This is a genomic window from Pseudoduganella sp. jia 12, assembly GCF_055502675.1.
In genome coordinates, this window is record NZ_JBUXKP010000004.1 from 294,570 (window position 1) to 321,569 (window position 27,000).

Consider the following 27,000-nt stretch of genomic DNA (forward strand, 5'->3'; position numbering starts at 1 on the left):
TCTTCGTCAACCCTTCTAGAGACCCGATCATTATGCAAAACACGAAACGCGCCCTGGTCACGGGCATTTCCGGTCAGGACGGCGCCTACCTGGCGCAACTGCTGCTCGAGAAGGGTTACGAAGTCACCGGCACGTTCCGCCGCACCAGTTCCGTCAATTTCTGGCGCATCGAGGAACTGGGCATCCAGGATCACCCGAACCTGCACCTGGTCGAACACGACCTGACCGACCTGTCGTCGTCGATCCGCCTGCTGCAGAAGGGCCAGTTCCACGAGATCTATAACCTGGCGGCGCAGAGCTTCGTCGGCGTGTCGTTCGAACAGCCGGTAACGACGGCCGAGATCACCGGCATCGGCGCCGTCAACCTGCTCGAGGCGATCCGCATCGTCGATCCGAAGATCCGCTTCTACCAGGCGTCCACGTCGGAAATGTTCGGCAAGGTGCAGGCGATCCCGCAAAAGGAAGACACGCCGTTCTACCCGCGCAGCCCGTATGGCGTGGCCAAGCTGTACGCGCACTGGATGACCGTCAACTACCGCGAGTCGTATGGCATCTTCGGTTCGTCCGGCATCCTGTTCAACCATGAGTCGCCGCTGCGCGGCCGCGAATTCGTCACCCGCAAGATCACCGATTCGGTCGCCAAGATCAAGCTGGGCAAGCTGGAAGTGCTCGAGCTGGGCAACCTGGACGCCAAGCGCGACTGGGGCTTCGCCAAGGAATACGTGGAAGGCATGTGGCGCATCCTGCAGGCCGACCAGCCCGATACCTACGTGCTGGCGACGAACCGCACCGAGACCGTGCGCGATTTCGTGACGATGGCGTTCAAGGCCGTCGACATCGTGATCGAATGGCAGGGCAGTGGCGAAACCGAAACAGGACACGATGCGCAGACCGGCAAGACGCTGGTGCGCATCAGCCCGAAATTCTACCGCCCGGCCGAGGTGGAACTGCTGATCGGCGACGCCACCAAGGCGAAAACGGCACTGGGCTGGGAGCCGAAGACCACGCTGGAAGAGCTGTGCCAGATGATGGTCGAGGCCGACCTGCGCCGCAATACCGCCGGCTTCTCGTTCTGACATGGCCGCGGCCTTGCAGCTGTTGTCACCGGCCCGCGAAGGCGCTGGCAAGCGCGCGCTGGTGACCGGCATCGCCGGCTTCACGGGCCGCTATGTGGCGCAGGAGCTGCGCGCCGCCGGCTACGAAGTGTTCGGCCTGGCCAGCCCGGGGCGCGGGCACGGGCCCGAAACGGTGGCGGTCGACCTGACCGATCGCGTGGCGCTGGCCGCCGCGGTGCATTCGCTGCAACCCGACGTGGTGGTCCACCTGGCGGCGATCGCGTTCGTCGCCCACAGCGACGTCGAACAGATCTACCGCGTCAACGTGACCGGCACCCGCAACCTGCTCGAAGCCCTGGCGACCTCGCCGAAGAAGCCGTCGGCCGTGCTGCTCGCATCGTCCGCCAACATCTACGGCAACACCGATGCCGGCACGATCGGCGAGGATGTGCCGGCCGCTCCCGCCAACGATTATGCCGTCAGCAAGCTGGCCATGGAATACATGGCGCGGCTGTGGATGGACCGGCTGCCGCTCATCATCGTGCGGCCGTTCAACTACACCGGCGTGGGCCAGGCCGAGAACTTCCTGCTGCCGAAGATCGTGGCGCACTTCAGGCGGCGCGAGGCGCGCATCGAACTGGGCAACCTGCACGTGTGGCGCGATTTCTCCGACGTGCGTGTGGTGGCCGGCAGCTACCGCCACCTGGTCGCTGCCGGTCCGGCCGCCATCGGCAAGACGTTCAATGTCTGCTCCGGCAAGGCGTATTCGCTGGGCGAAGCGCTCGACATGATGGGCACGATCGCCGGCTACCGGATCGATGTGCACGTCAATCCCGCCTTCGTGCGCGCCAACGAAGTGGTGCGCCTGACCGGCGACAACACGCGCCTGCAAGCCGTCGTCGGCACGATGGCCCCGCCGCCGCTGGAGCAGACCTTGCGCTGGATGTACGAGGCGTGACACTGAAAGTCGGCGTCTCCGCCACCACGATTGAACCCGGCCTCACCGGCGGCCATCTCGACGGGATCGGCGTGTACAGCCGCGCGCTGCTGCGCGAACTGCCGCGCGCCGGCATCACCGTCGACGCCCGCTCGTTCGGCCCCGCCACGCAACTCACCGTTGGCCGTCCGATGCCGCGGTCGTTCCCGCTGGCGACCGTGCGCGACCTGGTGTTGCCCGGGTCATTGCCCGGTGCCCGGGAACACCTGGACGTGGACCTGTTCCACGCCACCGATTACCGCATCGTCAGGATGGACCGGCCCATCGTGGCCACGCTGCACGACGCACTGCCGATCTCCCATCCCGAATGGTGCAACCCCAGGCTGCGCGGGCTGAAGAACTGGCTGCAGGCCAGGGCCGCGCGCAAGGCCGACCACGTGATCGCCCATACCCGTTACACCATCGCCGAGCTGGTGCAGTGCTTCGGCGTCGACGAACGCCGCATCAGCGTGGTGCCGTGCGGTGTGGACGAAGAATGGCTCGACGCGCCCGATGCCGGGCAGGTCGCCGCCACGCTGGCGCAGCACGGCCTGCGGCCCGGCTATTTCCTCACCGTCGGCACGCTGCAGCCGCGCAAGAACATCGGCGCGCTGCTGGAGGCCTATCTCGGCTTGCCGGCCAGCGTGCGCGCCCGGCGCCAGCTCGTGATCGTGGGCGCGGCCGGTGCGCGCAGCGGGGAACTCGTGGCCCGCATCAAGGCTGCGCAGCAGAACGGCGAGAGCGTGGTGTGGCTCAGCCGCCTGACCAGCAGCGAAGCGCTGCGCCATGTGTATGCGGGCGCAGGCGTGTTCGTGTTCCCCACGCTGTATGAAGGCTTCGGCATCCCGGTGGTGGAAGCGTTTGCTTCCGGTGTGCCGGTAGTGGCGTCGAACGCGACCTCGGTGCCGGAAGTATCGGGCGGCGCGGCGATCGATGTCGACCCGATGTCGAGCGCGGCCATCGGCGCGGCCATGCTGGAACTGGCGCGCGACGAGGCGCTGCGCAATCGCTGCATCGCCGCCGGCAAGGCACGCGCGGCGGAGCTGACATGGCGCGACACGGCGCGCAAGACTGCGGCTGTCTATGAAGCCGTGCTGAAAAACTGAAACAGAATGCGCGTTCTTCATTTCTACAAGACGTATTACCCCGACTCATGGGGCGGCGTGGAACAGGCCATCCGCCAGATCTGCATGAGCACCGCGCGCCTGGGCATCACCAACGAAGTGCTGACGCTGACCCGCAATGGCGGCCCGGCGCGCATGGAGATCGACGGCCAGGTGGTGCACCGCGTGCCGCAGGATATCGAGATCGCCTCGAATGCGATGTCGTTCGCGTCGATCCGCGCGCTGGCCCGGCTGGTACGCTCGGCGGACGTGGTGCATTATCACTTCCCCTGGCCGTTCGGCGACCTGGCGCATTTCCTCGCGCGCGTGAAGAAGCCCTCGGTGGTCACCTATCACTCGGACATCGTGCGCCAGAAGGCGCTGCTCAAGCTGTACTCGCCGCTGATGCACCGTTTCCTGGCCGACGTGGACGGCATCGTCGCCACGTCGCCGAACTACTTTGCATCGTCCGACGTGCTGCGGCGCTATGGCGAGAAGGTGCGCGCGATCCCCTTCGGGCTGGACCGGAACACGTATCCGCAGCCGTCGCCGGAACGGCTGGCGCACTGGCGCGCCGAGGTGGGCGAGCGCTTCTTCCTGTTCGTCGGCGTGCTGCGCTACTACAAGGGCCTGCACATCCTGCTCGATGCGCTGGCGCGCTGCGAATACCCGGTGGTGATCGTTGGCGCGGGGCCGATCGAAAACGAGCTGAAGGAACATGCGCGGCGCCTCGGCCTGGAACACGTGCGCTTCGTCGGCGCCGTGGACGAACACGACAAGGTGGCGCTGCTGACGCTGTGCTACGCGATGGCGTTCCCCTCGCACCTGCGCTCCGAGGCATTCGGCATTTCGCTGCTGGAAGGGGCGATGTACGGCAAACCGATGATCTCGAGCGAGATCGGCACCGGCACCAGCTACATCAATATCGATGGCGATACGGGCATCGTGGTGCCGCCCAGCGACCCGGCGGCATTCGGCGACGCGATGCGCACGCTGTGGGAAGACCCGGCGCTCGCCCAGGCAATGGGGCAGCGCGCCAGCGAGCGTTACCGTGCCTTGTTCACCTCGGAAAAGATGGCGGCGGATTACGCGGCGCTGTATTGTGAAGTTGCAAATAGTTCCGCGTAAGCTTGCATGCCTTGACTTAGATCAAGGCAGCGACCTGACGCACCGCTAATATGGATACCGGACTCCCTGCCGTCGTCACGGTCTGCAAATTCCTGAACGTGCAGCGCAACAACGGGGCGGCGGCGAGAGTCCACCAGATTCTTTGTATTACCTTCGGGCACCGGCTCCGAAAGCTGGATTGAAGCCAGACGCCAGCACCGCTACGCCGGCAAGGAGCGATGCTCGTTGAATTCCGATGCCGGTTGAGGTGCTGGCTCATAGGCCAGCACCGCTATGCCGGCAAGGAGCGATGCTCGTTGAATTCGCGGCTACGCTGTTTCCGCCCACTTTTCCTTGATCGCGCAAATCGCCGGCAGCAGGCCCACGAACAGGTCCACCAGTTGCGGATCGAACTGCACGCCGCGCTGCTTCTGCAGCAGTTCCACCGCTTCCTCCACGGGCCACGCCTTCTTGTACGGGCGTTCGGACGTCAGCGCGTCGAACACGTCGGCGATCGCGCAGATGCGGCCTTCGAGCGGGATCGCCTCGCCGGCCAGGCCGTTCGGATAGCCGCTGCCATCCCATTTCTCGTGGTGCGTCAGCGCGATGTTGCGCGCCAGCTTCAGCATGCCGTGCGCATGTTCGCCGATGATGTCGGCGCCGATCGCGGCATGCGATTTCATGATGGTCCACTCGTCCGGGTCCAGTGGGCCCGGTTTCTGCAGGATACGGTCGGGAATCCCGATCTTGCCCACGTCGTGCATCGGCGCCGCGTGCAGCAGGTCGTCCGCCTCGGCCTCGCTCATGCCCGCGGCCACGCCCAGCAGGCGCGCGTAATGGCTCATGCGGATCACGTGCATGCCGGTTTCGTTGTCCTTGTATTCCGACGCCAGGCCGAGGCGCTGCACGATTTCCAGCCGGCTTTCCTTCAGCTCGTCCATCCGCACCAGCGACAGGTGGGTGCGCACGCGGGCGCGCACGATCGGCGCGCTGACCGGCTTCGTGATGTAGTCCACGGCGCCCGCGTCGAAGCCACGCACTTCGTCTTCCGGATCGGTCAGCGCCGTCACGAAGATGACCGGGATCGATGCCGTGGCCGGGTCGGCCTTCAGCGTGCGGCATGCTTCATGGCCCGTCATGCCGGGCATCATCACGTCGAGCAGGATCAGGTCCGGGTGTTCCTGGCGCGTCAACTCCAGCGCCCGGGCGCCATCCTTGGCGAACAGCAGCCGGTAGTGGTCCTGCAGGATCTGGCGCAGCAGTTGCAGGTTGCTGGCTTCGTCGTCCACGACGAGGACCAGCGGCAGGTGGGAATTCTGTTTCATTCGGTGGGTTCCATATCGGTGGCAAGGACCGTTTGCAGCATCGTCGCCAGCCTGGTTTCGGCCAATGTAAAGTCGAAGTCGTCGATCGCCATCTGCAGCGGCGCCAGCGTGACGGGTGGCGCATGGCCGTGCAGCGCCCGCGACAGGCTGGCCAGCGCGGTGTCGTCGAGGGCGCCGCGTGCCAGCGACTGCTGCAGCGCATCGGCGGCGGCGCGCACGGCGGCGGCATCGAGCAGCGCCGCCGGTGCGGCTTGCCCGGCAGCGCAGGAATCGGCCAAGGCTTTGGGGCAAGGCTCGGTATGCACCGCTGCCAGCGCCACATCGAGCTCGCCGGCGTGACGTGCCAGCAGCGCCGGCAATGCATCGCGATCATCCATGGCTGCCTTCTCGATCCCGGCCAGCGTTTCCGCCAGCTGTTCCAGGCCCAGGTTGGCGGCCACGCCGCGCACCCGGTGCGCCTGCGCCTGCAGGCCGGCAGTGTCGCCGGCTTCATGGAGCGCCAACAGCTGGCTTGCGCCTGGCGCATGGTCCGCATCGAAGCGGCACAGCGCCAGCTGGTGCTCCGTGCTGCCGCCCCAGCGCAGCGCGCCGGCCACGCGGTTCAGCACTTGCGCGGCGCCCGGCGTGCCGGCGGCCGGGACCGCGCAGACCGGCTGCAAGCCGAGCACGCGGGCGATTTCATGCGACAGCGCATACCAGTCCACCGGCTTGGAGGCGAAACCGTCCATGCCGGCCGCCGTGCTGGCCTTGCGGTGCGCTTCCAGCACGCTGGCCGTCATCGCCAGCACCGGCACGCGCGGGCGGCCGTTGCGGGCGGCTTCCTCGCGGATCATCCGGGTGGCCGCCAAGCCGTCGACGTTCGGCATCTGCACGTCCATCAGGATCACGTCGAAGTCATGCCGTGCCGCCAGTTCGGCTGCGATGGCGCCATCCTGCGCCGGTGTCAGCGTGTGGCCGCGCTTGCCCATCAACAGGCCCAGCAGCTCGAGGTTCTGCGCCACGTCGTCCGCGGCCAGCACGCGCAGCGGCGGCAGTTCGTAGGCCACGCGCTGGCGCTGGCGCGGCGTCAGGGCCTGCTGCGGGTCGATGGCAGGCACCAGCGGCAGCACCACGTGGAACGTGGTGCCTTCGCCCGGCGTGCTCTCGGCCCAGATTCGGCCGCCCATCAGTTCCACCAGCTGCTTGCTGATGGTGGTGCCCAGGCCTGTGCCGCCGAAGCGGCGCGTCATCGACGCATCGGCCTGCGTGAACGGGTCGAAGATCGCGGCCAGGCGGTCCGGCGCGATGCCGATGCCGGTATCGCGCACGGCGATCGCCAGTTCCTCGCCCAGCCGGGTGACCGACAGCGTGACGCTGCCGGCGGCGGTGAACTTGATCGCGTTGTCCACGAGGTTGGTCAGCACCTGGCGCATGCGCAGCTCGTCGCCGTGCAGCCATGGCGACAGCTCCGGCGCGAACGCGATGTTCAGCGCCAGCCCCTTGGCGCGCGCCGTGGTGTTATACGTCGACGACAGTTCGTCGATCAGGTTCAGCAGGTTGTAGTCGTCCAGCTCCAGCTCCACCGCGCCTTTTTCCAGCTTGGCGGTATCGAGGATCTCGTTCAAGAGGCGCAGCAGCGAGCGGCCGGCATTGCGTACCGTGTCCAGGTGGCCGCGCTGGTCCGGTTTCAGTTCGGTGTCGAGCAGCACGTCGGTGAAGCCGAGGATGGAATTCATCGGCGTGCGGATTTCATGGCTCATGTTGGCCACGAAGCTGGCGCGCGCCGCCGATGCCTGTTCCGCCTTTTCCTTGGCGTCGCGCAGGTCTTCCTCCATCTGGCGCCGCTCGGTGGTGTCGAGGATCACGCCATCGAACCAGCGTGGCCTGCCATCGTCGCCCCTCACCATCGTGCCGTGCTCCCAGACCCAGCGCCACGTGCCGTCCGCATGGCCAATCCGGTATTCGACCGTGTAGGGCAGGCCGTTCTCCGCGCACAGCTTGCAGACCGCCGTCACACGCGCCGCATCGATCGGCAACACCAGGTCGTTCAGTGTGCGGAAACTGTTGGGACCGACGAAATCGGCCACCGGGTGGCCGGTGACCCATTCCACGCCATCGCTGATGAATTCGAGCGGATAGTCGTCTTCCGCGCGGCAGCGGAACGCGATGCCGGGAATGCTGCCGATCAGGGAGCGGAACTGCTGTTCGCTGTCGCGCAGCGCCTGCATGATCTGGCGCCGTTCGCTGATGTCGGTGATGAAGAGGACGTACACATTGCCGTCGAGGAGCTTGGCATGGCCGAGCGCCTTGCGGATCGGGACTTCGGAGCCATCCTTGCGGCGGCCCATCACTTCCTCGCCGGCGCGCGCCAGGTGCATGTCGCCGGTGCGGATGCAGCGCAACAGGCCATGCTGCTCCGAAGCCTCTGGATCGGCCATCAGCAGCTTGGCGGGCTGGCCGACGATCTCATCCTGCGTCCAGCCGAAGATGCGCTCGGCCGATGCATTGAATTCGCGGATGATGCCCTGCTCGTCGATCGTGACGACGCCGTCGACGGTGGTCGTCGTCAGCGCGTGCATCGACCGTTCGCTCTGCAGCAGGCTGCGGTACATCTCGCGGTAGCGCAGCAGGCCTTGCACAGCCATCACCGCCAGCGTGAACAGGATCGTGATGACGGAAACGGAAAGGGCCATTTCGTCCGTGTCGTCCGGCAGGGCGATGGCGGGCGGCGTGCCGACGAAACGCGCCGCCGCCATGCCGGTGTAGTGCATGCCCGTGATCGCGCAGCCCATCACGACGGCGCTGATGCCGAGGCGCTGCCGCGACGACAGGTGCTGCGCGCGCTGGCGCAAGCCGAAGCGCACGCCCAGCGCGACCGTCGACAGCACCACGGCCACCACGATCGACAGCGCGAACATGAGCGGATCGTAGTGCAGGTCCAGCGCCGTCTCCATGGCCGCCATGCCGCTGTAGTGCATGGCGCCGATGCCCGCGCCCACCAGCACGCCGCGCAGCAGCAGGGTGCCGCGCGTGAGCCGCTCGCGCCGCGTGATCGACAGCGCCACCGCCGATGCGGCAATACCGGGCAGCATCGACAGGGCGGTGAGCACCGGTTCGTATTGCGTGCCGGTGCAGACGTCGAATGCCAGCATACCGATGAAATGCATGGCCCAGATGCCGGCGCCGAGCGCCAGGCTGCCGGACAGCAGCGCGGCTGCGCGCAAGCCACGGGTCTGCGCGGCGCTCTGGTGACCGGCGATATACAGGCCCATGCCCGATGCAAAGATCGCGATGAGCACGGACAGCGCCACCAGCCGGAAATCGTAGGTGCCGTATTGCAGTAGCGACGGGTCGTCCGGCGGCAAGAACAGGGTGGTCAGCGCAAGGATATCCATGGCGGGGAAGGAATTTAATAGTTGCTGCAAGGTATCACATTTTCCGGTTCGGAATTAAAGACTTGCGTGATTTGGAAAGGCTTTCGCATGGCGCTCCCAGCCTTGTCGTTGCAGGGTTGCGACACGGTTGTCTGATTGGTATCGGAATGAATAGCTTATTGCCACGCCGTGGTGCCGGCATGCGGTGCCCGAAGCCACGTGCCCGCGTATCCGGCTGCAAAAAGCGGCGACGAAAACTGGTCAGGCCAGTGATCGAAAGGCCGGGATTTTTGCTTGCTTAACGCCCTGTTAGGTTGTACGATGACATACAACTATGGCCCCGCGCCTGGTGCTGCTGCTGATCTCGCTGGAGACCGAGAGAGATCAAACGATAACCTACACAAGTGATCCCTATGAAGCTGAACGAGCCCGTAAGCCAGCAAGGCGCTGGCCAGCGCGCCGTAGCACCCGCCGGTAAGTACCGGTGGACCATCTGCGCGCTGCTGTTCTTTGCCACGACCGTCAACTATCTCGACCGCCAGGTGCTGTCCTTGCTGGCGCCGCAGCTCTCGAAGGAATTCAACTGGTCCAACTCGGACTACGCCAACATCACCGCCGCGTTCCAGTTCGTGTATGCGCTGTCGATGGTGTTTGCCGGCCCGATCGTCGACAAACTCGGCACCAAGAAAGCCTATATGTGGGCGATCGCCATCTGGTCCGGCGGCGCGATCCTGCATGCCTATGCGGTACCGATGGGCAACGCGGTCGGCAGCGCGATGGGCGCTCTGGGCATGGTAGCGGCACCAGCTTCCATCGTCGGCTTCATCATTTCGCGCGCCGTGCTGGCGGTGGGCGAGGCCGGCAACTTCCCGGCCGCGATCAAGGCCACGGCGGAATTCTTCCCGAAGAAGGAACGCGCCTTTGCCACCGGCATCTTCAACTCCGGCGCCAACGTGGGCGCGATCCTGGCACCGCTGACGGTGCCGGTCATCGCCATCTACTGGGGCTGGCAGGCCGCGTTCATCGCGATCGGCGCCATCGGCTTCATCTGGATGATCTTCTGGCACCTGATGTTCGACTCGCCGGAGAAAAAACTGTCGGCCGCCGAACTGGCCTATGTGCGCAGCGATTCCGGCACGGGTGCCACCGCGGCGGCGCCCGTGGGCGCCAAGAAGGTGCCATGGACCAAGCTGCTGACCTACCGCCAGACGTGGGCGTTTGCGGGCGGCAAGTTCCTGACCGATGGCATCTGGTGGTTCTTCCTGTTCTGGCTGCCAAAGTACCTGGCCTCGGAATACCAGATGGGCCCGGCGGACATCGTGGTTCCGCTGGCCGTGCTGTACAGCATGACCATGTTCGGCAGTATCGGCGGCGGCTACTTCCCCGCCTACTTCATGAACCGCGGCATGTCGCCGTACGACGGCCGCATGAAGGCGATGCTGGTAATCGCGCTGTTCCCGCTCGTGGTGCTGGCCGCGCAGCCGCTGGGCTCGATCAGCTTCTGGGTACCCGTGATCCTGATCGGTATCGGCGCCTCGGCCCACCAGGCATGGTCGGCCAACCTGTTCACCACCGTGTCCGACATGTTCCCGCAGCGTACCGTCGCTTCCGTGGTCGGCATCGGCGGCATGGCCGGCGGCTTGGGCGGCGTGGCCGTGTCGAAGCTGGGCGGCTGGCTGTTCGACTACTACGGTGCGCAGGGCAGCCTGTCCACCGGCTACATGATCATGTTCACGCTGTGCGCCGTGGCTTACCTGCTGGCCTGGTTCCTGATGAAGGCCCTGGTACCGCACCACAAGGAAATCACGGACCTGTGATTCCTGCCCCATGATCCATTCCTCCATCACGACGGCCGCGCTGGCGCTGGTATTGACCAGCGCGGCGGCCGCCGAGGGCCGCACCGGTACCCATCAGGGTATCGCCGTGCGGCCCTTCGGCGTTCTGGCCACGGGCCAGCCCATCGAACAGGTCACGCTGATGAACGACCGCGGCATGACGCTGTCCTACATCGACTATGGTGCCACGATCACCGCCGCCACCGTGGCGGACCGCGCCGGCCGGCGCGCCAATGTGATCCTCGACCAGCCCGATCTGGCCACCTACGAACGGTCGAAAACCAAGCATGCGGCCGTTATCGGCCGCTATGCCGGCCGCATCGCCAACGCGCGTTATACGCTCGACGGCAAGACGGTCGAACTGATCCCGAACGCCCGCGGCATGACCATCCACGGCGGGCCGGACGGCTACGAAAAACGGGTGTGGAAACGCCGCGATTTCGCCGACAAGGCGTCGGTCGGTTCCACCTACACACTGGTCAGCCCGGATGGCGACCAGCGCTTTCCCGGCACGCTGACGATCGACGTCACCTACCGGCTGCAGCGGGCGAGCGACGAATTCTCGATCGAGTACGCGGCGCGTACCGACAAGCCCACGGTCCTCAATCTCACCAACCACGGCTACTTCAACCTGGCCGGCGCCGGCAGTGGCGGGCTGCAGACGCACCGGTTCTGCATCGCCGCCGAACGCTACGCGGTAACGGACGACGATCGCCTGCCCACCGGCGAGCTGGCACCGGTGGCCGGCACGCCGCTGGACCTGCGCCGGCCAACCGATATCACGCCGCTGCTGGCCAAACCGGCGGGCACGCTGGCACCGCCGCGCGGCTTCGACCACAGCTATGTATTCGGCCAGCCGCCCGGCCAGCTTGCGCGCGTGGCCATCATCGACGACACGGCCAGCGGCCGGCGCATGGAAGTCTTCACCAGCGAACCGTCGGCGCAGTTCTACACCGGCAACGGGTTCAACGGCACGGAGCGCGGCAGCAGCGGCCGGCCCTACCAGCAGCACGACGGCTTCGCGTTCGAAACGCAGCACCTGCCGGACAGCCCGAACCAGCCATCGTTCCCGACCACGGCGCTGTACCCGGGCCAGGAATTCAAGGCGGTGACGACGTTCCGCTTCTCGGCGCTGCCACCCGGCGCCGCGCCTGGCACCTGCATGCCGGCCACCAGCCCATGAGGCAGCGGTGTCTGACACCATTTTCTGGGTGAATCTCCCAGAAATGGTGTCAGGAAGGAGAGAAGGCCTGCAGGCCTTCTCCGCTATGCAGGCGAGAAGCATGCTTCTCGAAATCCCTGCTCCGCCACCGGTTTTCCTCCGATCTGGCCCATCACGACGTAAATCCAGGTTAAACGTTTTACAAAACCAGCCCCGGCGATTGCCTTCCCGTCGGCCGCCGGGTTAAGATCACCGGCACCCCTGGCCGATCCGATCATGAAAAAAACCATCCCGACCATCCGCGACGTGGCGGCCGCCGCCGGCGTCTCGACCGCCACCATTTCCAAGTTCATCAATGGCACGCAGCGCTTTTCGCCGGCCGTGGAAGAGCGCATTGCCCAGGTGATCGGCGAGATGGGCTACCGGTCGAACCCCCTGGCGCAATCGATGATCACGGGGAAGACGAAAACCGTCGGGCTGTCCGTACTGGACGTGACCAATCCCCATTTCACCAGCATCGTCAAGGGGGCGAACCGGGTGGCGCAGGAACACGGCTACACGGTGCTGCTGGTCGATACGGAAGAGAATCCCGGCCGCGAACGGGCGCTGCTCGAGGCGCTGTCGCGCCGTGTCGACGGCCTGATCATCTTTTCGCGCATGCCGGATACGGAGCTGGAATGGCTGGCCGGCCTCGACAAACCGCTGGTGTTCTTCGGCCGCCTGCCGCGCATGACGCTGCCTACGGTGGCGAGCGACGACCACCGCGGCGCCTACATGATGACGCGCCACCTCGTCACGCTGGGGCACAAGCGTTTTGCCTACATGGGTTTTTCAAGATCGCGGCGCGACGAGGAGCGGATGGGCGGCGTGAAGGAGTGCCTGGCCGCCCACGGGCTGGAACTGGCGGTGTACGATGCCGCGTCGCCGTCGGCGCAGGAAGGGGAGCGCCTGTGCGCCGACATGATGCTGGGCGCCGACCACCCGGACGCGCTGGTCTGCTACAACGACCTGATGGCGCTGGGCTTCATGAAGGCCGCGCAAACGCTGGGCTTCCGCATTCCGGCCGACATCTCCGTGGCTGGCGTCGACAATATCGTGTACGGCAACTACACGTCGCCGCCGCTGACGACCGTCGACCTGCACAGCGAGCGGATGGGCGTGGCGGCGATGGAAAAACTGCTCGACACCATCGCCGGCCGGCCCACGGAGCCGTTCACGCTGATCGAGCCGCAACTGATCCTGCGCGGTTCCACCGCGAACCGCAACTGAGCGGGCGGCGCCTGCCGCCTTACGCCGCTCGGGTTACAGTAACCGTTTTCTACGGTATATCGCCGGGCTTATGTGCTCCGGTGAAGAACCGATTACGATGGCCTACCTGACCAGAAAACCCGCGACATGCCCCACCTGAGAATCGAATACACCGGCAACCTCGACGGCCACGTCGACATGCAGTCGCTGTGCAACGTGCTGTGCCGTACCCTGACGCAGTTCCAGGACGACACGGGCAACTCCGTTTTCCCGCTGACCGGCACGCGCGTGCTGGCGTATCCGGCGCCCTATGCGGCGGTGGCCGACGGCGCTCCCGACCGCGCCTTCCTCTACCTGCTGCTGCGCATCGCCCCCGGCCGGCCGCAGCCGTTGCTCGACGCGGTCGGCAAGGCGCTGCTGGCCCAGCTCGACTGCACGCTGGCACCCGTCACCGGACTGCGTTCCATTCGCGCCACGTTGCAGTTCGACGAAGGGCGGCCCGTGTATGAAGGGAAGTGGGCGTCGGCTTAGCAAAACCGGTGTCCATAAATAGAAGAGCCCGTGTCCCCGTGCCAGGCACGGGGACACGGGCTCAGCCGTGACAACAATATTGCTCGATTAAATCAGAACGCGCAGGTAGCGTCCGCCAACCCTTGCACACCAGGGTTCAGCAGAATGACACTGCCGCCCCATTCCGCATCTTCCGGCTTGCCGGAAACGATCGAAGTCACGATCATGGTCCGCAAATCGGCGCCGCCGAACGTGCACATCGACGGTTTCGCGAACGGCACGTCGATGCGGCGGTCCAGCTTGCCCGAAGGCGTAAAGCGGAGCAGGGCGCCGGCGTCATTGGCGCAGATCCAGTAGCAGCCATCGGCATCGACCACGGCGCCATCGGGACGGCCCACGTGGTCGGCCAGGTTCGCGAACACGCGGCGGTTCGACGGTGTGCCCGTTTCGATGTCGTAATCGAAGGCCCAGATCAGGCGGCTCTTCGGATGCGAATCGGACAGGTACATCGTCTTGCCATCGGGCGACCATGACAGGCCGTTCTGCGTGAACAGCCCGGACACGACAGGTTGCGACAGGCCGTTGCCATCGTAGCGGTACAACTGCCCGATGTCTTTCGCGGCAGCCATGTCCATGAACATGGTGCCGCTCCAGAAACGGCCCTGGCGGTCGGTGCGGCCATCGTTGAAGCGCATGCCGGCGCCGAGATCGGCCGGCTTGCCCAGCAACGTGGTCGCCACGGTGCCATTGTCGAACAGGTCGACGTCATACATCCCCGTTTCCATGCCGGCGATCAGGCCGCCACGGGCACGGGGTGCCACACAGCCGGCCATCTCGGGCAGGTCCCACGAGCGTGCCTTGCCGGCGGCAGCGAGCCGCCAGACGCGTTTCGCGGGAATGTCGACCCAGTACCACGCCCGGGCGGCGGCATCCCACGCCGGGCTTTCGCCCGTCGCGCAATGCACGCCGTCGATGCGTTCGATCGACGGGTTTGCCATTACTTCAGCACCAGCTCGCCATCGACGACGCGCGGGATGCCCAGCGAGTTCGCGCTGTCCAGTGCGGCCGGCAGCAGCTCGGCCGGCACGTCCTGGTACGAAACCGGACGCAGGAAGCGGTCGATCGCCGAAGCGCCCACCGAGGTGGAGCGGCTGTCCGAAGTGGACGGGAACGGGCCGCCGTGCACCATGGCGTGCGACACTTCCACGCCGGTGCCGAAGCCGTTGAACAGGATGCGGCCGGCTTTGCGTTCCAGCGTCGGCAGCAGCTTGCGGGCAACCGCGATGTCGTCGCCGGTAGCGTGCACGGCGGCGGTCAGCTGGCCTTCGACGTGTTCTGCTACCGCTACCAGTTCAGCTTCGTCCTTGGCACGGATCAGCAGCGACGTCGGGCCAAAGATTTCGCCTTCCAGTTCCGGCTTGGCCAGGAAGTGTTCGCCCGAGGTTTCGTACAGTGCAGCCACTGCGCCGCACGGCACTTCGCTCGTCTTGCCTTGGCCAACCAGGCTCACGCCTTCGATACCGGCCAGTTGCGCCACGCCCTTGTTGTAGGCGGAGTGGATGCCCGGGGTCAGCATCGTGGCGGCACCCTTGGCGCCCAGCGCGACTTTCACGCCTTCCAGGAATTTGTCCAGTGCCGGCGAATCGAGAGCGATCAGCAGGCCCGGGTTCGTGCAGAACTGGCCGGCGCCCAGCGTCAGCGAATCCGCGAATTGCTGCGGCAGCTTTTCGTTGGCAGCCAGCGCGCCCGGCAGGATGAACACCGGATTGATCGAGCTCATCTCTGCATACACAGGGATCGGCTCTTCACGGGCAGCGGCCGTCTTCATCAGCGACACGCCACCTGCGCGGGAACCGGTGAAGCCGACAGCCTTGATGGCTGGGTGCGCTACCAGATTCTGGCCGATGGTCTGGCCGGAACCGATCAGCATCGAGAACACGCCTTCCGGCATGTCGCACTCGATGGCTGCCTGCTGCACGGCCTTGCCGACCAGCTCGGAGGTACCCAGGTGGGCCGAGTGGGCCTTCACGATGACCGGGCAACCTGCCGCCAGCGCCGAAGCGGTGTCGCCACCGGCCACGGAGAACGCCAGCGGGAAGTTGCTGGCGCCGAACACGGCAACCGGGCCCAGGCCGATCTTGCGCAGGCGGATATCCGGGCGCGGTGCCGGTGCACGGTCCGGCAGCGCGGAGTCCAGCGTGGCGGTCAGGTAACGGCCGTCACGCACGACTTTGGCGAACAGGCGCAGCTGATTGCAGGTGCGGCCACGCTCGCCTTCCAGGCGGGCCTGCGGCAGACCCGTTTCCTGCATCGCACGTTCGACCAGGGTCGAGCCCAGGTCCATGATGCGGTCAGCGATCGTTTCCAGGAACTTGGCGCGCTGTTCCGGCGTCGTTTCGCGGTAGCGATCGAACGCCTCGTCCGCCAGCTTGCAGGCCAGGTCCAGCTCGGCCTGGGAAGCCAGGCCGAAAGCCGGTTCGATCTGCTCGTTGCGAGACGGATCGATGGCCTTGACGGAGCCTTCCTTGCCGCTCACTACGGAACGGCCAATGATCATTTCACCTTTAATCTGCTGCATGTGCTCTCCTTTTACTGCGGGCCTTGTGCTCGCATCAGTTTTTCCAGCATTGCGACTTCTTCTTCCGTCAGGTCGGTCAGCGGTGCACGCACCGGACCGGCATCGTAGCCTGCAATCTTCGCGCCTGCTTTTACGATCGACACGGCGTAACCGGCCTTGCGGTTGCGGATTTCCAGGTACGGCAGGAAGAATTCGTCGATCAGACGGTTCTGGGTCGCGCGGTCGTCGTTGGCGACAGCGTGATAGAAGTCCATCGCCAGCTTCGGCATGAAGTTGAAGACAGCCGACGAGTATACAGGGACTCCGAGAGCTTTGTACGCAGCGGCATAAATCTCCGCGGTCGGCAGGCCGCCCAGGTAGCTGAAGCGGTCGCCCAGGCGGCGCCAGATCGACATCATCAGTTCGATGTCGCCGATGCCGTCCTTGAAGCCGATCAGGTTAGGGTTGCGGTCGGCCAGCTTTTCCAGCGAGTCGGCGGTCAGGCGGCAGGCGCCGCGGTTGTACACGACCACGCCGAAATCGACGGATTTGCAGACTTCTTCCACGTGGCGCACCAGGCCATCCTGGCTTGCTTCGGTCAGGTAGTGCGGCAGCAGCAGGATGCCTTGCGCGCCGATCTTTTCCGCTTCCTGTGCGTAGGCGATCGCCTGGCGGGTCGGGCCACCGGCACCGGCCAGGATCGGCACCACGCCGCGGCAGGTGTCGACGGCGGTCTTGATGACGTCGCCGTATTCATTCGGAGTCAGCGAGAAGAACTCACCCGTGCCGCCAGCCGAGAACAGGGCCGAGGCGCCGTACGGAGCCAGCCATTCCAGGCGCTTCGCGTACGTGTCGGCGCGGAAGTTGCCTTCCTGATCGAAGTCGGTGATCGGGAACGACAGCAGGCCATGGTTCAGGATTTTTTGGAGTTCTAACGGTTGCATGTGTGTCTCGCTTCTCAAGAAATGAACAACGGGGTAAAGGGTTCTGATGGCTCGCCATCGTTGTATGACATCGTACAACCTTATCGAAAGCAGGGCAAGCGTTTTGCTACGTGGATTGTTGCTTCAAAAACGGGGGCGTAGCCGGGATTTCAAGGAGCCGCGCTCCTTGTCGGCGTAGCGATGCTGGCTTGCAAGCCAGCATTCCTTCCGTACCCCATTTTCCAAGCAATGTTTCCTGAAAAATGGGGACGTACCCCATTTTTCAGGAAACTTCAGCTGCCGGTGCTTTCTTCCTGTGCCTTGCGCAGCCGTTCGCGGCTGTTGGAGAGGTGGGTGCGCATCGCGGCGCGGGCGCCCTCGGGGTCGCGGCGTTCGATGGCGTGGAAGATGTCTTCGTGTTCGCGGTTCACGCGCTGCAGGTAGGCCGACGGCTCGTCGTGCGACAGCTGCGCCGAGTTCAGGCGTGCGCGCGGGATGATCGTGGTGCCCAGGTGCGTGAGGATGTCGACGAAATAGCGGTTGCCGGTGGCTTGCGCAATCAGCATGTGGAATTGCATGTCCGCCTCGATCGAGCCGCCCTGCAGGATGCGCTGCAGCGCTTCGCCCATGTCGCGCACCTGCTGGTCGGTGCGGCGCGCCGCGGCCAGCCAGGCGGATTCCGTTTCCAGGCTGATGCGCAGTTCAAGGATCGCCAGCACGTCTTCGATCGTGCGGATCGTATCCGGCGAGATCAGCAGCGCCGGTGCCGGCGGTTCCAGCACGAAGGTGCCGATGCCGTGCCGCGTTTCCACCAGGCCGGCGGCCTGCAGGTGCGAAATCGCCTCGCGCACCACGGTGCGGCTCACGCCATGCAGTTCCATGATCACGGATTCGGTCGGCAATTTTTCGCCGGGTTTCAGCACGCCTTCCCGGATGCTCGTGCCAATGCTTTCGACCACGCCCTGGGCAAGGTTGCGGTGGCGCTTTTTCGGCGCGGCGGGATGGGTGGCGGTGTCGGTCATGCGCATGAGTGTCCTCGGGAAGAGGTCGATTATACCAGCACGCTACCCCGCTCCGCCGGGTTGTATGATGACTTTACAACTCATCTTCAATTGTCGCGAAATTGTCTTTTATGCATGTCAGGCCGGCACAGGCGTGGAAAGCAGTGCTACGCTGGAACACTCGATTACATGGAGGACTTCATGCGATATGCCATCCTGACCATTCCTTTCCTGCTGGTCGCTTGCGCCGCTCCCGCTCCGGGAGACCAGGTCAATACGTTCAGTGAAGACACCAGCTACGTGCCTACCGGCAGCAATATCCCGCGCAAGAAGGTGGACAAGGACGGCAAGACCCTCGTGCTGTCGCGCGACGATGCCGGCAAGATGCTGCACGACGCCCAGTCCATGAACAATGCGGCAGGTAGCGGCCGGAACTGACACGTGAAATCCGCCTGCCTCGCCGCCGCGCTCTTGTCTGCCTGGTTGTCCGCATGCACCGCGCCCGGGCCGGCCGGCGAGGAACCCGTATTCGAAGATGCATACACGCCGACCGGCAGCCTCATTCCCCGCAAGAATGCCGACCGCGACGGCAAGCGTGTGATCCTGTCGAAGGAAAATGCGCAGAAAGCCGTCGAGGAAGTGCAACGGCTCGGGGGCGGAACGGTGCTGCCCCGGTAGGGATGCCAAAATAACGGCATGCCTTCCCGCTGCTGATATACTGTATAAAAACACAGTATGTTTCTGGTGGGTAAGCATGAGAATAAAAATGGTCAAATTGCGGATGGGGGGTGTGTCGCTTCCCAGCCGTGTTCTGGGAGACCGGGCCGCGCCGCGTTTCGGCGACTTGCGCATCCTCGACACGGACGACCAGGGCCTGCGCCGCCCCGTCAAGCTGGCGCGGTTGATGGCACACGATTCCCAGGTGATCCGCGAAACCCTGATCGATCCCCGCATCCTGTGGTGCGGCGATAACCGTTTTACGCTTACTGGCTTCGAGCGCATCCGCAACCGCCATGGTGAAACGGTCGAATACGCGCAGTCGTGGCTGTGCGAGATCGATACCAGTCCGCCCGATCCACGGCCCGATACGCTGCGCGCCGCGTCTTACAAGGACCGTTGACCCGCAGCCGTTCACGCAGGTTCATGCAGGTTCATGCCATGTCGGGCCCGATGCCGGACGGGCCTCGCACACCGATGCCACGTAATGACCAGCCCGCCTTGAACACTGGTTCCGCTGATGTCGTTTGCGGTTGAGGAGCACCAGCGGCGGTCGCCGAAGCGCCCGCAGCCGCGCCTCCGGCAGCTACCATGAACCGTCAAACGCTGAGCGAAAGGCATATCATGACCCCGGAACAGGCAGCCATCCTCCTCGAGCAGCTGGCGTTGGGCACCGACCCGCGAACCGGCGAGCTGCTGCGCGAAGGCGACGCGTGCACGGCGCCCGAAATCATTCGCGCATTGTTCATCGCGCGCAATGCCTTGCAGGGCGTGCTGGTTGCGGAACCTGCCCGCCCGGCGCGCCGTGGGCCGGTGATCCGCAACGGCACGGTGCTGCCGAACGCGGGCAAGAAATGGTCCGCCGACGATGCCGACACGTTGCTCCGGCAGTTCGAGGCCGGCAAGCCGATCGGCGAAATTGCCGCGCACCTGGGGCGCACCGATGGCGGCATCGTGGCAAGGCTCGTGCATGCCGGCGTGCTGCCGGACCGGGAAGCCGGTTATGCGCTGATCCGGGAGCGCCGCGCACAGCAGGCGTGAACCTGCATCCGGCGCGGCTGGATCAGCCCGAGACTTTGCCCATCGCGGGCGCTCCGCTGGCCACGACCCTGTTGCGGCCAGCGCGCTTGGCATCGTAGAGTGCCACGTCGGCCGCCGTGAGGATCGTTTCGACCGGCGTTCCCGGCTCGTTCCAGTGCGCCACGCCAATGCTGACGGTAGCGTGCAATTGCGTGCCGTCCACCAGCCTGATCGGCTGGGCGGCGAAGGTGTCGCATACGCGCTGCGCAATGGCGAGGCCATCGTGCAGGCCGCATTCCGGCAGCAGCACGGCAAACTCTTCGCCCCCGAGGCGGCCCAGCAAATCGCCCTTGCGCAGGCAGCCTTCCACGAGGCGCGCAAAGCCGGTCAGCACCTCGTCGCCTGCAGCATGGCCATATGTGTCGTTGACCTTCTTGAAGAAATCGATATCCATCATCAGCACCACGGCCGACGGCGCTTTCAGCCGCACGGGCGCCGCCAGCAAGGCCTGCGCGCCGGCCAGGAAGCCGCCCCGGTTGAGCACATGGGTCAGCGGATCGTGCGAAGCCGCATGCTTCAGCCGCGCCAGCAGCTCGTTGCGCGCCATCATCACGCTGGCGACCGTCAGCGGCGCCAGCGCCGTCAGGATCACGCCCACGCGCAGCGACATGATCGCCTGCGGGCTGTCGACGCTGGCGCCGATCACCAGCGTGCCGCTGGAAATCGCCAGCAGTGTCCACACCGAAAAAGCAAACGTGATGCCGGCCGTGGCAAACAGGCTGTAGGTCAGCGCGCACCAGAGCAGCGCCGGAACGGGGTAGGGAACGACCCCGGGGCCGCCCAGCACGGTACCCAGCCACAGGCTGCCGATGAATGCGCCGAGCGGTGCCAGTTGCTCGACGCGCCAGCCCGGCCAGTCGCTGCGGCGCTTGCGCCAGGCAAGCGGGTGCGACAGCCTGGGCATGGTCAGCATCACGGGCAGCATGGCGATGTAACTGACCAGTTCCGTGGTGAACCAGAACGCAAAGCCGTTCAGCGGCGTGCCGCCGAACAGGACAGGGTGGATGAAGATGCCGCTCACGCCGGCCGCCGCGGCACCGGCCGTGACCACCAGCACGAAGGCCAGCATCGAGCGCGGATGGCGCAAGCCCAGGTAATCGGCGCTCATGCGCCTGAACAGCAGGTAGCAGACCGAAATGCCGGCGAAATTGGTCAAGACGAGCATGATGGTCTTCGGCCAGCTGTGCGCCATGGTCAGGTCGGCCAGTACATAGCCGGCGATCGCCGCGATCCAGTGCGCCACGCCGGGGGGATGGGCGCGCCGAAGCAACAGGCCGACCAGTACCGCATTGGCCGGCCAGAACGCCGCGAGCACGCCGGGGACCGCGGTATAGATGCCGACGATCGAGCAGGCATACACGATCACGCCGACCATGAGGGCATCCTTCAGGTCGAAGTCGGCGCGGGCCCGGCCGTTGGCGGCGGACCGGTCAAAGCTCATGCGTTTCCTCCCATGCTGACCCGGCAAAGCGGCCGGTCGCGGTCCGCCGGGCGGCAGGCCGTCAGGGCATTCATAGCAAGAAGCCGCCGATCGCGGCGCCACGGATGGGTACCATCGGGCCTGGGCACCGTCATTTCGCCAGCTTCACGAGCGGCTTGTCCTTCTCCACGATATACGTGGCCAGTTCCTTCGATTCACCATCGCCCACATTGTGCGCCGAGTGCACGGCGCCGGCCGGGATGAACAGCGTTTGCCCCGCCGTCAGCGTGACGGGCGGCTGGCCATCGATCCGGTACTCCAGCGTGCCCTCCAGTACGAAGGCGACTTCCTCGCCGGGGTGCGAGTGGCGGGGCGCCTTGACGCCGGGTGCGAAGTCGACCCGCACCTGCACCAGTTCCTTGCCGGGCACGGTGAGGTTTTCCTTCAGCAGGTCGACGCGGCCCAGGCCCGCCACCTGGGCATGGGCACCCATGGACAGCGAAGCGGCGAAGAGCAGGGCGGTGGCGGCGATGTGGAGGCGAAGGGTTTTCATGGCGGTTTCCTGTGTGATTGATGGAGTAGTCACAGTAGGCCACGGCCATGTGTAGGGGAAACGTCGGCATGTATCCGGCCGGGCCGCAAAGTTGTCCTGCGGGGCGGCGGATACATGCCGGTACAAATCGATCCGCCAGGATCGTGCCGTTCAGCGGCTTTCATGGGCATCGGTCTGCTTTTCGGGGCTCGCAGCGACAAATGCCGGCAGCGCCTCACAACGCCGGGCAATGGCTATGAGCGTTGGATACGGCGCCAGGTCGCAGTCGAAACGGCGGGCGTTGTACAGTTGTGGCACCAGGCAGCAGTCCGCCATCGTGGGGGTGTCGCCGTGGCAGAACAGGCCGGTACCGGCAGCACCGGCGACCTGGCGTTCCAGTGCTTCGAGCCCCAATGCCACCCAGTGCCGGTACCACGCGTTTTTCTGCTCGGGCGTCACGCCCAGCGTGCCGCTCAGGTATTTCAGCACGCGCAGGTTGTCGATCGGGTGGATGTCGCACGCGATCGCCTGCGACAGTGCGCGCACGCGGGCCCGGCCGCGCGCATCGGGCGGCAGCAAGGGTGGCTGCGGATGGGTTTCGTCCAGGTATTCGATGATCGCCAGTGACTGCGGCAGTACCAGGCCATCGTCTTCGAGCAGCGGCACCAGGTGCTGGGGATTGAGCGCGTCGTACGCCGCAGCGAACTGCTCGCCGCCGTCCTTCAGCAGATGTACGGGTACCAGCTCGGCATCGATGCCTTTCAGGTTCAGCGCGATGCGCACGCGATAGGCGGCGGAGCTGCGGAAGTAGGTATGCAGTTTCATGGCGGTTTCCGGTTCGTCGTGGCGGATGCCAATGTACGGCAGTGGCGCGGATTTAGCGATATGAATGCGGAAATGGACTGTATTTATATTGTGAATGCGGTTGTGGATGCGATTGTGGATGGCGCCGCCGGCAAAAGATCGCAACGTGGCGTGGCCTGCCGCTCCACGATGGCAATATCGTGTTTTCACGAACAAGGTCGCGGTCATGGCACACGTCGTATTGCTGGGAGATTCGATTTTCGACAACGGGTCGTATGTTCCCGAAGGCATGCAGGTTGTCGAGCAATTGCGGCGCCGGCTCGGTGCCGGGCATGAGGTCGCGCTGGGCGCGCGGGACGGCAGCGTGCTGGCGGACATGGGGGCACAAGTCGGGCGAATTCCCGCCCTGCGCCAGGCCCCGACCCACCTGATGATCAGTTGCGGCGGCAACGACGTCCTGGGCCTGGTCGGTGCGATGCAAACCCCCGCGGCCTCGGTGCTGGAAGCCGCCGAGTTGCTCGCGGCCTGGCAGGCAGGCTTCCGGCGCGATTACCGTGCGATGCTCGATCTCGTATCGGCCTGCGGTATTCCGTTCGCCGTGTCGACCATCTATGACCAGGTGCCCGGACTGTCACCGGGATTGCGCGGCGCGCTGTCGCTGTTCAACGATGTGATCCTGCGTGAAGCCGTCATGCGTCGCATCCCGGTGCTCGACCTGCGCCTGGTCTGCCCGGCGCCAGGCGATTACGCTGCATCGTCGCCGATCGAACCGTCGTCCGAAGGCGGGCGGAAAATCGCTGCGGGGATTGCGGCACTGGTACTCGGGCATGACTTTTCGGCCGCGCGAACGGTTGTCTTTGGCGCCGGGGAAGGAGAGCCGCAAGACGTTCCGTGATGGCGGCACATTCAGTTCGAACACATTTGTCCGAGCTTTCGGGTGAGCGTTTCCCGGGCGGTATCGAGCCGTTCCGGATCGGTCCTGGTGGACAGCGTGCTCCGGTCCTTCCTGCCCAGGAAATAGGCGACCCGCTCGGCGTTCGCGCCCGAAGGGTGCGGCAAGCCGTCGAGGATCTGTCCGGGCTGGAGCACGCCCTGGCTCGCGAGCCAGTGCAAGCCGTTCGCTACCGCGGGGCCGAGCGGGATAAACAGGGCGTGCGGAAACAGGGCCGCTTCGTGCGCAAAGTACCTGGCAATCTGCTGGCGCAGGAATGGATGATTGACCGGCGCCGGCGTGCCGCTGTAGTTCTTTCCGCCATGGCTGACGGGATGGCGCAGCAACGAGGCGATGTGCAGCAAATGGGCGTCTTCGCCGAAAAGGGTGGCGCAAGTGGGCAACCCCAGCCAGTGCTGCAGGCCGATGCGATCGAGCAGCGCGACCAGATTGGGGCGAATGGGACCACTGAAAGCGCCTGCCCGCTTGGCGGCGAACAGCGCATGCTCGGGTGTTGCGCCGCCCTGTAATTGAACCTGCGCCTCCGCAACGGCGTTGCGCCACTGGATGAAGCCGGGTGTCAGGCCGACCAGCACCACACGTGCCGCGAGGTTGATGGATTCGAAGGGGATGTAGTTGACTTCGAGGGTTCCGTGCCGATCCAGCAGGAAGGCTGGCGGAATCCCGTCATGGCCGCCTACCGCTGACAGGTCGACGCTACGGATTTCGGAAACGTATCGGGAGAACAGCTGGGTCATTTGATGTCGACTGTCGTGGTCGAATGCCATTGTGCAGCCAAACGGTGCGTATCCTGGCGCCACCCCGGTTTGCCGCTTCATGCAGGCCCTTCCGAGGGCGTACGGGTGAATGTTCAGCCGAGCGGCCAACGTGCACCGGCACCGACCGCCCGAAGTCTTGGGCCGTCCCTGATCGAGATTCGCCGGGAACTGGGCACATCTTCACCGGCTGAAATTTTAGCCGGACTGCCCCAGGCCACTGTCGGTCCCGCCTGCCGATGGCGGATCATAGGCGCTGGCACCGCGCACGTGCGAACTGGTCATGAGCTGCATGGGCTGAACCCTATCACGAGCGAGCAGGGTTCCGGTACCAGCGGCGCTTTGCTTGCTCAACGCCTCAGCAACAAGCACGCGGCGCTGTCGATTCGCTTGAAAGCAGTGCATGTTGTGGTGCCGGCACCGTATCCAGGGTCGAGGGAGGTGCATCAGGCCACTGTGTAAAGGCGCGGTAAGACAAATTAGTTCGTGGCTCGCCTTTACACAATGGCCTGACATCGCCCCAGTTCCGATAGTCTCAAAAACGATCGCCGGAACAAATTGCTGCTTACGAGATACGTCTGAGCACCTGAATGCCCGCCTTAAAATAGCGCACGTTTTTCCGTTTGGCGGTGGATTCCTCCCTTGCCGGGCCGCCGATGCGGCGGCTGGAAGCGGCATTTTGCGGCCGCGATCGCGCATCGCGACGCCAGGCATGCAGGGTGATCAGTCCTTGCGCCGGCGACGCCGTGCCACGGCACCAACAGTTGCCAGCCCCAGGCCCAGCATTGCGTACGTTGCGGGTTCGGGTACTGCCGTCACTTCGGTCACGGTCATCGTTACATCCTCGGCGGTGAACCAGCTGTAGATCTGGCATTGGGTGCAATACGTCTGCTTGTTGATTTGCCCATCGGCGATGCTCCAGCCGGTGCTGTACGCGATCCAGGAGTCCCATGGGTCGTCAGAGCCTCCATAATATTGATATGTATATGCATAGAACGTCAGTGCATTGCCACCCGTGTAGCTGAAGTCACTGACGCTGCACTCTGTGGATTGGCAGGGCAGAATACTCTGGTAATCAAAGGTAAGGCTTGTCAGTTCGCTCGTCACGATCTGTTGGTCGCCGTTTGCGTCGATCGCGCTGAAAGAGCCTTTGAAGGAGTAGTCGCGTATCGCGTCCAATTCGGAATAATAGAACTTGCCGGCCCACGTGAAGTCCCACTTTTGTTCGAACTGCTCCGCTTGGGCGGAAGCGGCACACGCCGCCAATACCATTGCTGCAACCTGTTTCAACATTGGCTTATCCTTTGTAATGAGAGGGCTCGTTGCCGTGACCGGCGCAGATCGCCCAGTGCAGCATTGTAATATTAAAAATATAACTCAGCAATTTCCATGATCGTATGCAGGGCGCAACGCTTGCAAACAGGAAGCTGGGTCGGATTATTTTCCAAATGCTGGCGATAGAATAAACGGCATTCAAGCGGTTGGAAATCGCGATGAAAAATGTTCTGATTAATACGAACGGGCATTGAAGCGGCGATTGGAGATCCGCAATCCTGGCCACTGTACGCTGGCGGTCTCTGCAGATTCTTGCACAAAAATCGTGTTGATCATCGAGCGCCGCTTGCCTTGGCCCTTTCCGGCATGGGCCAAGGCATTGCGGATAAAGCGGACGCAGCAGCTCTGCCAGCTCATTTTGAGCGCTCTGCGCGTTATGGAGGCAAGCCGGCACCACTATTGCAGGCACCCTGACACGAATCGTTTGTGACGATCCCGGCACGGTCGCCGATATCATCCGATGGATGCTGCGCCGCTGCCGGCGCGGTTCGTGCCCAACTACCGTGGCTGGCGCAAACGCCTCGGCATTGTCATTGCGCTGCGCCTGGATTATTTTGCGGGCACGGGTAACGGTTCAGGACAGGTGCTGCGCGCGGCGGCGTGCCGCGGCACCCACCAGTGCGAGGCCACCCAGCAGCATTGCATAAGTACCCGGTTCCGGCACGGCGCTGGTCACCTGGAAGCTCGCGGTATCGACAATGCCTTGGGCATTGCCGATGGTGACGTCGATGACGTCGTTATAGTAGTAATAGCCCATCGAGAAATCGCCGGCACTGGACAGCAGCGCAGCCGACCCGGCGGCCGGCAGCGTGCCGGCAGTCAGCACGTCGGCCGCGTAGGTCGTCCGCAGGTAGAGATCGTGATACATGTCCCACGGACCGCCGCTGCGGGTGCTGAAGTTCAGCGACAGGGTGGTCAGGACATTGCCGGCGCTGTCTACGCTTGCGTAGCTGCGGGCCTCGAACCAGCCGGTCAGTACCGCGTGGCGCGTGAGGCCTTCGTAGGTCAGCTGCACGTCGATATCGCCAGCTTGCCTGGCAATGCCGCTCGTAGGCCAGTCGGCAAAGTTGGCCGTCACCTTCACCTGGTAGGGGCCTGTACCGTTCACCTCGCCGAAGCCCCAGTCGTACATGGACCAGAAGTCGGCGCTGCTGCCACTGGCGGTTGCCGTCACCGTGGCCGGAGCAGCGTGCGCCTGTGCCGCAGCCGCGCTGCACAATGCGATGGTGGCGATGGTTTTCTTCAGCATG

At 64.8% G+C, this 27,000-nt stretch carries 25 protein-coding genes and 1 pseudogene; 13 read left to right on the forward strand and 13 right to left on the reverse strand.

Annotation, left to right across the window (positions count from 1 at the left end; translation table 11 throughout):
* Positions 1 to 32 precede the first annotated feature (32 nt).
* From gmd to ACY65G_RS10595, 4 genes are read left to right on the forward strand one after another with little or no spacing between them, the layout of a single operon-like run.
* A complete protein-coding gene (gene gmd, locus ACY65G_RS10580) occupies positions 33 to 1,076 on the forward strand; it encodes a GDP-mannose 4,6-dehydratase (protein WP_464997314.1) in 1,044 nt (347 codons plus the stop codon).
* Between the two features lies 1 nt (position 1,077).
* The gene (locus ACY65G_RS10585; protein ID WP_464997315.1) at positions 1,078 to 2,013 is read left to right on the forward strand and encodes an NAD-dependent epimerase/dehydratase family protein; all 936 of its coding nucleotides are present in this window, start codon (positions 1,078 to 1,080) and stop codon (positions 2,011 to 2,013) included.
* Positions 2,010 to 3,137 (forward strand): glycosyltransferase family 4 protein, encoded by a 1,128-nt coding sequence (locus ACY65G_RS10590; RefSeq protein ID WP_464997316.1) that lies wholly within the window; start codon positions 2,010 to 2,012, stop codon positions 3,135 to 3,137. Before ACY65G_RS10585 ends, ACY65G_RS10590 begins: the two co-directional genes overlap by 4 nt.
* Before the next feature lie 6 nt (positions 3,138 to 3,143).
* A complete protein-coding gene (locus ACY65G_RS10595; RefSeq protein WP_464997317.1) occupies positions 3,144 to 4,262 on the forward strand; it encodes a glycosyltransferase family 4 protein in 1,119 nt (372 codons plus the stop codon).
* Between the two features lie 308 nt (positions 4,263 to 4,570).
* Here the strand turns inward: ACY65G_RS10595 and ACY65G_RS10600 are convergent, their stop codons facing one another.
* A complete protein-coding gene (locus tag ACY65G_RS10600; RefSeq protein WP_464997318.1) occupies positions 4,571 to 5,566 on the reverse strand; it encodes an HD domain-containing phosphohydrolase in 996 nt (331 codons plus the stop codon).
* Positions 5,563 to 8,970 carry an MHYT domain-containing protein gene (locus tag ACY65G_RS10605; RefSeq protein ID WP_464997319.1) on the reverse strand — a complete coding sequence of 1,136 codons (3,408 nt, stop codon included), beginning with the start codon at positions 8,968 to 8,970 and terminating at the stop codon, positions 5,563 to 5,565. Before ACY65G_RS10605 ends, ACY65G_RS10600 begins: the two co-directional genes overlap by 4 nt.
* Positions 8,971 to 9,332: 362 nt before the next feature.
* On the opposite strand from ACY65G_RS10605, the gene ACY65G_RS10610 reads away from it, so the two are divergent.
* The 4 genes from ACY65G_RS10610 to ACY65G_RS10625 all read left to right on the forward strand — a co-directional run bounded on the left by ACY65G_RS10610 (position 9,333) and on the right by ACY65G_RS10625 (position 13,695).
* Positions 9,333 to 10,736: an MFS transporter gene (locus ACY65G_RS10610; protein ID WP_464997320.1), complete on the forward strand. Its 1,404-nt coding sequence runs from the start codon at positions 9,333 to 9,335 to the stop codon at positions 10,734 to 10,736.
* 10 nt (positions 10,737 to 10,746) lie between these two features.
* Complete coding sequence (locus ACY65G_RS10615; RefSeq protein WP_464997321.1) at positions 10,747 to 11,937, forward strand: aldose epimerase family protein; 1,191 nt, start codon at positions 10,747 to 10,749, stop codon at positions 11,935 to 11,937.
* Between the two features lie 255 nt (positions 11,938 to 12,192).
* Positions 12,193 to 13,185, forward strand: coding sequence for a LacI family DNA-binding transcriptional regulator (locus ACY65G_RS10620; protein WP_464997322.1), 993 nt, complete (start codon positions 12,193 to 12,195; stop codon positions 13,183 to 13,185).
* Positions 13,186 to 13,311: 126 nt separating this feature from the next.
* Positions 13,312 to 13,695 (forward strand): 5-carboxymethyl-2-hydroxymuconate isomerase, encoded by a 384-nt coding sequence (locus ACY65G_RS10625; protein WP_464997323.1) that lies wholly within the window; start codon positions 13,312 to 13,314, stop codon positions 13,693 to 13,695.
* Between the two features lie 92 nt (positions 13,696 to 13,787).
* On the opposite strand, the gene ACY65G_RS10630 is transcribed toward ACY65G_RS10625, so the two are convergent.
* The 4 genes from ACY65G_RS10630 to ACY65G_RS10645 form a co-directional block, all read right to left on the reverse strand.
* A complete protein-coding gene (locus ACY65G_RS10630) occupies positions 13,788 to 14,672 on the reverse strand; it encodes an SMP-30/gluconolactonase/LRE family protein (RefSeq protein WP_464997324.1) in 885 nt (294 codons plus the stop codon).
* Positions 14,672 to 16,252, reverse strand: a complete 1,581-nt coding sequence (locus tag ACY65G_RS10635) for an aldehyde dehydrogenase (NADP(+)) (RefSeq protein ID WP_464997325.1) — start codon at positions 16,250 to 16,252, stop codon at positions 14,672 to 14,674. The genes ACY65G_RS10630 and ACY65G_RS10635 overlap by 1 nt, the downstream gene beginning before the upstream one ends.
* A gap of 11 nt (positions 16,253 to 16,263) precedes the next feature.
* Positions 16,264 to 17,175, reverse strand: coding sequence for a 5-dehydro-4-deoxyglucarate dehydratase (gene kdgD, locus ACY65G_RS10640; protein WP_464997326.1), 912 nt, complete (start codon positions 17,173 to 17,175; stop codon positions 16,264 to 16,266).
* Between the two features lie 272 nt (positions 17,176 to 17,447).
* Positions 17,448 to 18,182: a FadR/GntR family transcriptional regulator gene (locus ACY65G_RS10645; protein ID WP_464997327.1), complete on the reverse strand. Its 735-nt coding sequence runs from the start codon at positions 18,180 to 18,182 to the stop codon at positions 17,448 to 17,450.
* Positions 18,183 to 18,356: 174 nt separating this feature from the next.
* Here ACY65G_RS10645 and ACY65G_RS10650 point away from each other — a divergent pair, with 174 nt between their 5' ends.
* The 4 genes from ACY65G_RS10650 to ACY65G_RS10665 all read left to right on the forward strand — a co-directional run bounded on the left by ACY65G_RS10650 (position 18,357) and on the right by ACY65G_RS10665 (position 19,913).
* The gene (locus ACY65G_RS10650) at positions 18,357 to 18,593 is read left to right on the forward strand and encodes a hypothetical protein (protein WP_464997328.1); all 237 of its coding nucleotides are present in this window, start codon (positions 18,357 to 18,359) and stop codon (positions 18,591 to 18,593) included.
* 3 nt (positions 18,594 to 18,596) lie between these two features.
* Positions 18,597 to 18,833 (forward strand): hypothetical protein, encoded by a 237-nt coding sequence (locus ACY65G_RS10655; protein ID WP_464997329.1) that lies wholly within the window; start codon positions 18,597 to 18,599, stop codon positions 18,831 to 18,833.
* Between the two features lie 88 nt (positions 18,834 to 18,921).
* Positions 18,922 to 19,275 (forward strand): hypothetical protein, encoded by a 354-nt coding sequence (locus ACY65G_RS10660; protein WP_464997330.1) that lies wholly within the window; start codon positions 18,922 to 18,924, stop codon positions 19,273 to 19,275.
* Positions 19,276 to 19,463: 188 nt separating this feature from the next.
* Positions 19,464 to 19,913: a hypothetical protein gene (locus ACY65G_RS10665; protein ID WP_464997331.1), complete on the forward strand. Its 450-nt coding sequence runs from the start codon at positions 19,464 to 19,466 to the stop codon at positions 19,911 to 19,913.
* A gap of 22 nt (positions 19,914 to 19,935) precedes the next feature.
* Here the strand turns inward: ACY65G_RS10665 and ACY65G_RS10670 are convergent, their stop codons facing one another.
* The 3 genes from ACY65G_RS10670 to maiA all read right to left on the reverse strand — a co-directional run bounded on the left by ACY65G_RS10670 (position 19,936) and on the right by maiA (position 22,729).
* On the reverse strand, positions 19,936 to 21,393 hold the full coding sequence (locus ACY65G_RS10670; protein ID WP_464997332.1) for a GGDEF domain-containing protein: 1,458 nt from the start codon (positions 21,391 to 21,393) through the stop codon (positions 19,936 to 19,938).
* Positions 21,394 to 21,523: 130 nt separating this feature from the next.
* Entirely contained in the window at positions 21,524 to 21,925 is a 402-nt protein-coding gene (locus tag ACY65G_RS10675; RefSeq protein WP_464997333.1) for a cupin domain-containing protein, read from the reverse strand.
* A 150-nt stretch (positions 21,926 to 22,075) separates the two neighbouring features.
* Positions 22,076 to 22,729: a maleylacetoacetate isomerase gene (maiA, locus tag ACY65G_RS10680; protein ID WP_464997334.1), complete on the reverse strand. Its 654-nt coding sequence runs from the start codon at positions 22,727 to 22,729 to the stop codon at positions 22,076 to 22,078.
* Positions 22,730 to 22,847: 118 nt separating this feature from the next.
* Between maiA and ACY65G_RS10685 the strand changes: the two genes are divergently transcribed.
* Positions 22,848 to 23,603 (forward strand): SGNH/GDSL hydrolase family protein, encoded by a 756-nt coding sequence (locus ACY65G_RS10685; protein ID WP_464997335.1) that lies wholly within the window; start codon positions 22,848 to 22,850, stop codon positions 23,601 to 23,603.
* Between the two features lie 11 nt (positions 23,604 to 23,614).
* On the opposite strand, the gene ACY65G_RS10690 is transcribed toward ACY65G_RS10685, so the two are convergent.
* The 4 genes and pseudogenes from ACY65G_RS10690 to ACY65G_RS10705 form a co-directional block, all read right to left on the reverse strand.
* On the reverse strand, positions 23,615 to 24,397 hold the full coding sequence (locus ACY65G_RS10690) for a hypothetical protein (protein WP_464997336.1): 783 nt from the start codon (positions 24,395 to 24,397) through the stop codon (positions 23,615 to 23,617).
* Between the two features lie 741 nt (positions 24,398 to 25,138).
* Positions 25,139 to 25,708, reverse strand: a complete 570-nt coding sequence (locus ACY65G_RS10695; RefSeq protein ID WP_464997337.1) for a PEP-CTERM sorting domain-containing protein — start codon at positions 25,706 to 25,708, stop codon at positions 25,139 to 25,141.
* Between the two features lie 264 nt (positions 25,709 to 25,972).
* Positions 25,973 to 26,128 (reverse strand): annotated as a pseudogene (locus ACY65G_RS10700) (transposase); the annotation flags it as partial.
* Positions 26,129 to 26,324: 196 nt separating this feature from the next.
* A complete protein-coding gene (locus ACY65G_RS10705; RefSeq protein ID WP_464997338.1) occupies positions 26,325 to 26,999 on the reverse strand; it encodes a PEPxxWA-CTERM sorting domain-containing protein in 675 nt (224 codons plus the stop codon).
* Position 27,000: the final 1 nt, after the last annotated feature.

What these genes read in the sequence shown, in the direction of transcription:
- gmd (WP_464997314.1), top strand. Translation starts at nt 33, where the DNA reads ATGCAAAACACGAAACGCGCCCTGGTCACGGGCATTTCCGGTCAGGAC.
- ACY65G_RS10585 (WP_464997315.1), top strand. Translation starts at nt 1,078, where the DNA reads ATGGCCGCGGCCTTGCAGCTGTTGTCACCGGCCCGCGAAGGCGCTGGC.
- ACY65G_RS10595 (WP_464997317.1), top strand. Translation starts at nt 3,144, where the DNA reads ATGCGCGTTCTTCATTTCTACAAGACGTATTACCCCGACTCATGGGGC.
- ACY65G_RS10600 (WP_464997318.1), bottom strand. Translation starts at nt 5,566, where the DNA reads ATGAAACAGAATTCCCACCTGCCGCTGGTCCTCGTCGTGGACGACGAA.
- ACY65G_RS10610 (WP_464997320.1), top strand. Translation starts at nt 9,333, where the DNA reads ATGAAGCTGAACGAGCCCGTAAGCCAGCAAGGCGCTGGCCAGCGCGCC.
- ACY65G_RS10615 (WP_464997321.1), top strand. Translation starts at nt 10,747, where the DNA reads ATGATCCATTCCTCCATCACGACGGCCGCGCTGGCGCTGGTATTGACC.
- ACY65G_RS10620 (WP_464997322.1), top strand. Translation starts at nt 12,193, where the DNA reads ATGAAAAAAACCATCCCGACCATCCGCGACGTGGCGGCCGCCGCCGGC.
- ACY65G_RS10625 (WP_464997323.1), top strand. Translation starts at nt 13,312, where the DNA reads ATGCCCCACCTGAGAATCGAATACACCGGCAACCTCGACGGCCACGTC.
- ACY65G_RS10630 (WP_464997324.1), bottom strand. Translation starts at nt 14,672, where the DNA reads ATGGCAAACCCGTCGATCGAACGCATCGACGGCGTGCATTGCGCGACG.
- ACY65G_RS10635 (WP_464997325.1), bottom strand. Translation starts at nt 16,252, where the DNA reads ATGCAGCAGATTAAAGGTGAAATGATCATTGGCCGTTCCGTAGTGAGC.
- kdgD (WP_464997326.1), bottom strand. Translation starts at nt 17,175, where the DNA reads ATGCAACCGTTAGAACTCCAAAAAATCCTGAACCATGGCCTGCTGTCG.
- ACY65G_RS10645 (WP_464997327.1), bottom strand. Translation starts at nt 18,182, where the DNA reads ATGCGCATGACCGACACCGCCACCCATCCCGCCGCGCCGAAAAAGCGC.
- ACY65G_RS10650 (WP_464997328.1), top strand. Translation starts at nt 18,357, where the DNA reads ATGCGATATGCCATCCTGACCATTCCTTTCCTGCTGGTCGCTTGCGCC.
- ACY65G_RS10660 (WP_464997330.1), top strand. Translation starts at nt 18,922, where the DNA reads ATGGTCAAATTGCGGATGGGGGGTGTGTCGCTTCCCAGCCGTGTTCTG.
- ACY65G_RS10665 (WP_464997331.1), top strand. Translation starts at nt 19,464, where the DNA reads ATGAACCGTCAAACGCTGAGCGAAAGGCATATCATGACCCCGGAACAG.
- ACY65G_RS10670 (WP_464997332.1), bottom strand. Translation starts at nt 21,393, where the DNA reads ATGAGCTTTGACCGGTCCGCCGCCAACGGCCGGGCCCGCGCCGACTTC.
- ACY65G_RS10675 (WP_464997333.1), bottom strand. Translation starts at nt 21,925, where the DNA reads ATGAAAACCCTTCGCCTCCACATCGCCGCCACCGCCCTGCTCTTCGCC.
- maiA (WP_464997334.1), bottom strand. Translation starts at nt 22,729, where the DNA reads ATGAAACTGCATACCTACTTCCGCAGCTCCGCCGCCTATCGCGTGCGC.
- ACY65G_RS10685 (WP_464997335.1), top strand. Translation starts at nt 22,848, where the DNA reads ATGGCGCCGCCGGCAAAAGATCGCAACGTGGCGTGGCCTGCCGCTCCA.
- ACY65G_RS10690 (WP_464997336.1), bottom strand. Translation starts at nt 24,397, where the DNA reads ATGACCCAGCTGTTCTCCCGATACGTTTCCGAAATCCGTAGCGTCGAC.
- ACY65G_RS10695 (WP_464997337.1), bottom strand. Translation starts at nt 25,708, where the DNA reads ATGTTGAAACAGGTTGCAGCAATGGTATTGGCGGCGTGTGCCGCTTCC.
- ACY65G_RS10705 (WP_464997338.1), bottom strand. Translation starts at nt 26,999, where the DNA reads ATGCTGAAGAAAACCATCGCCACCATCGCATTGTGCAGCGCGGCTGCG.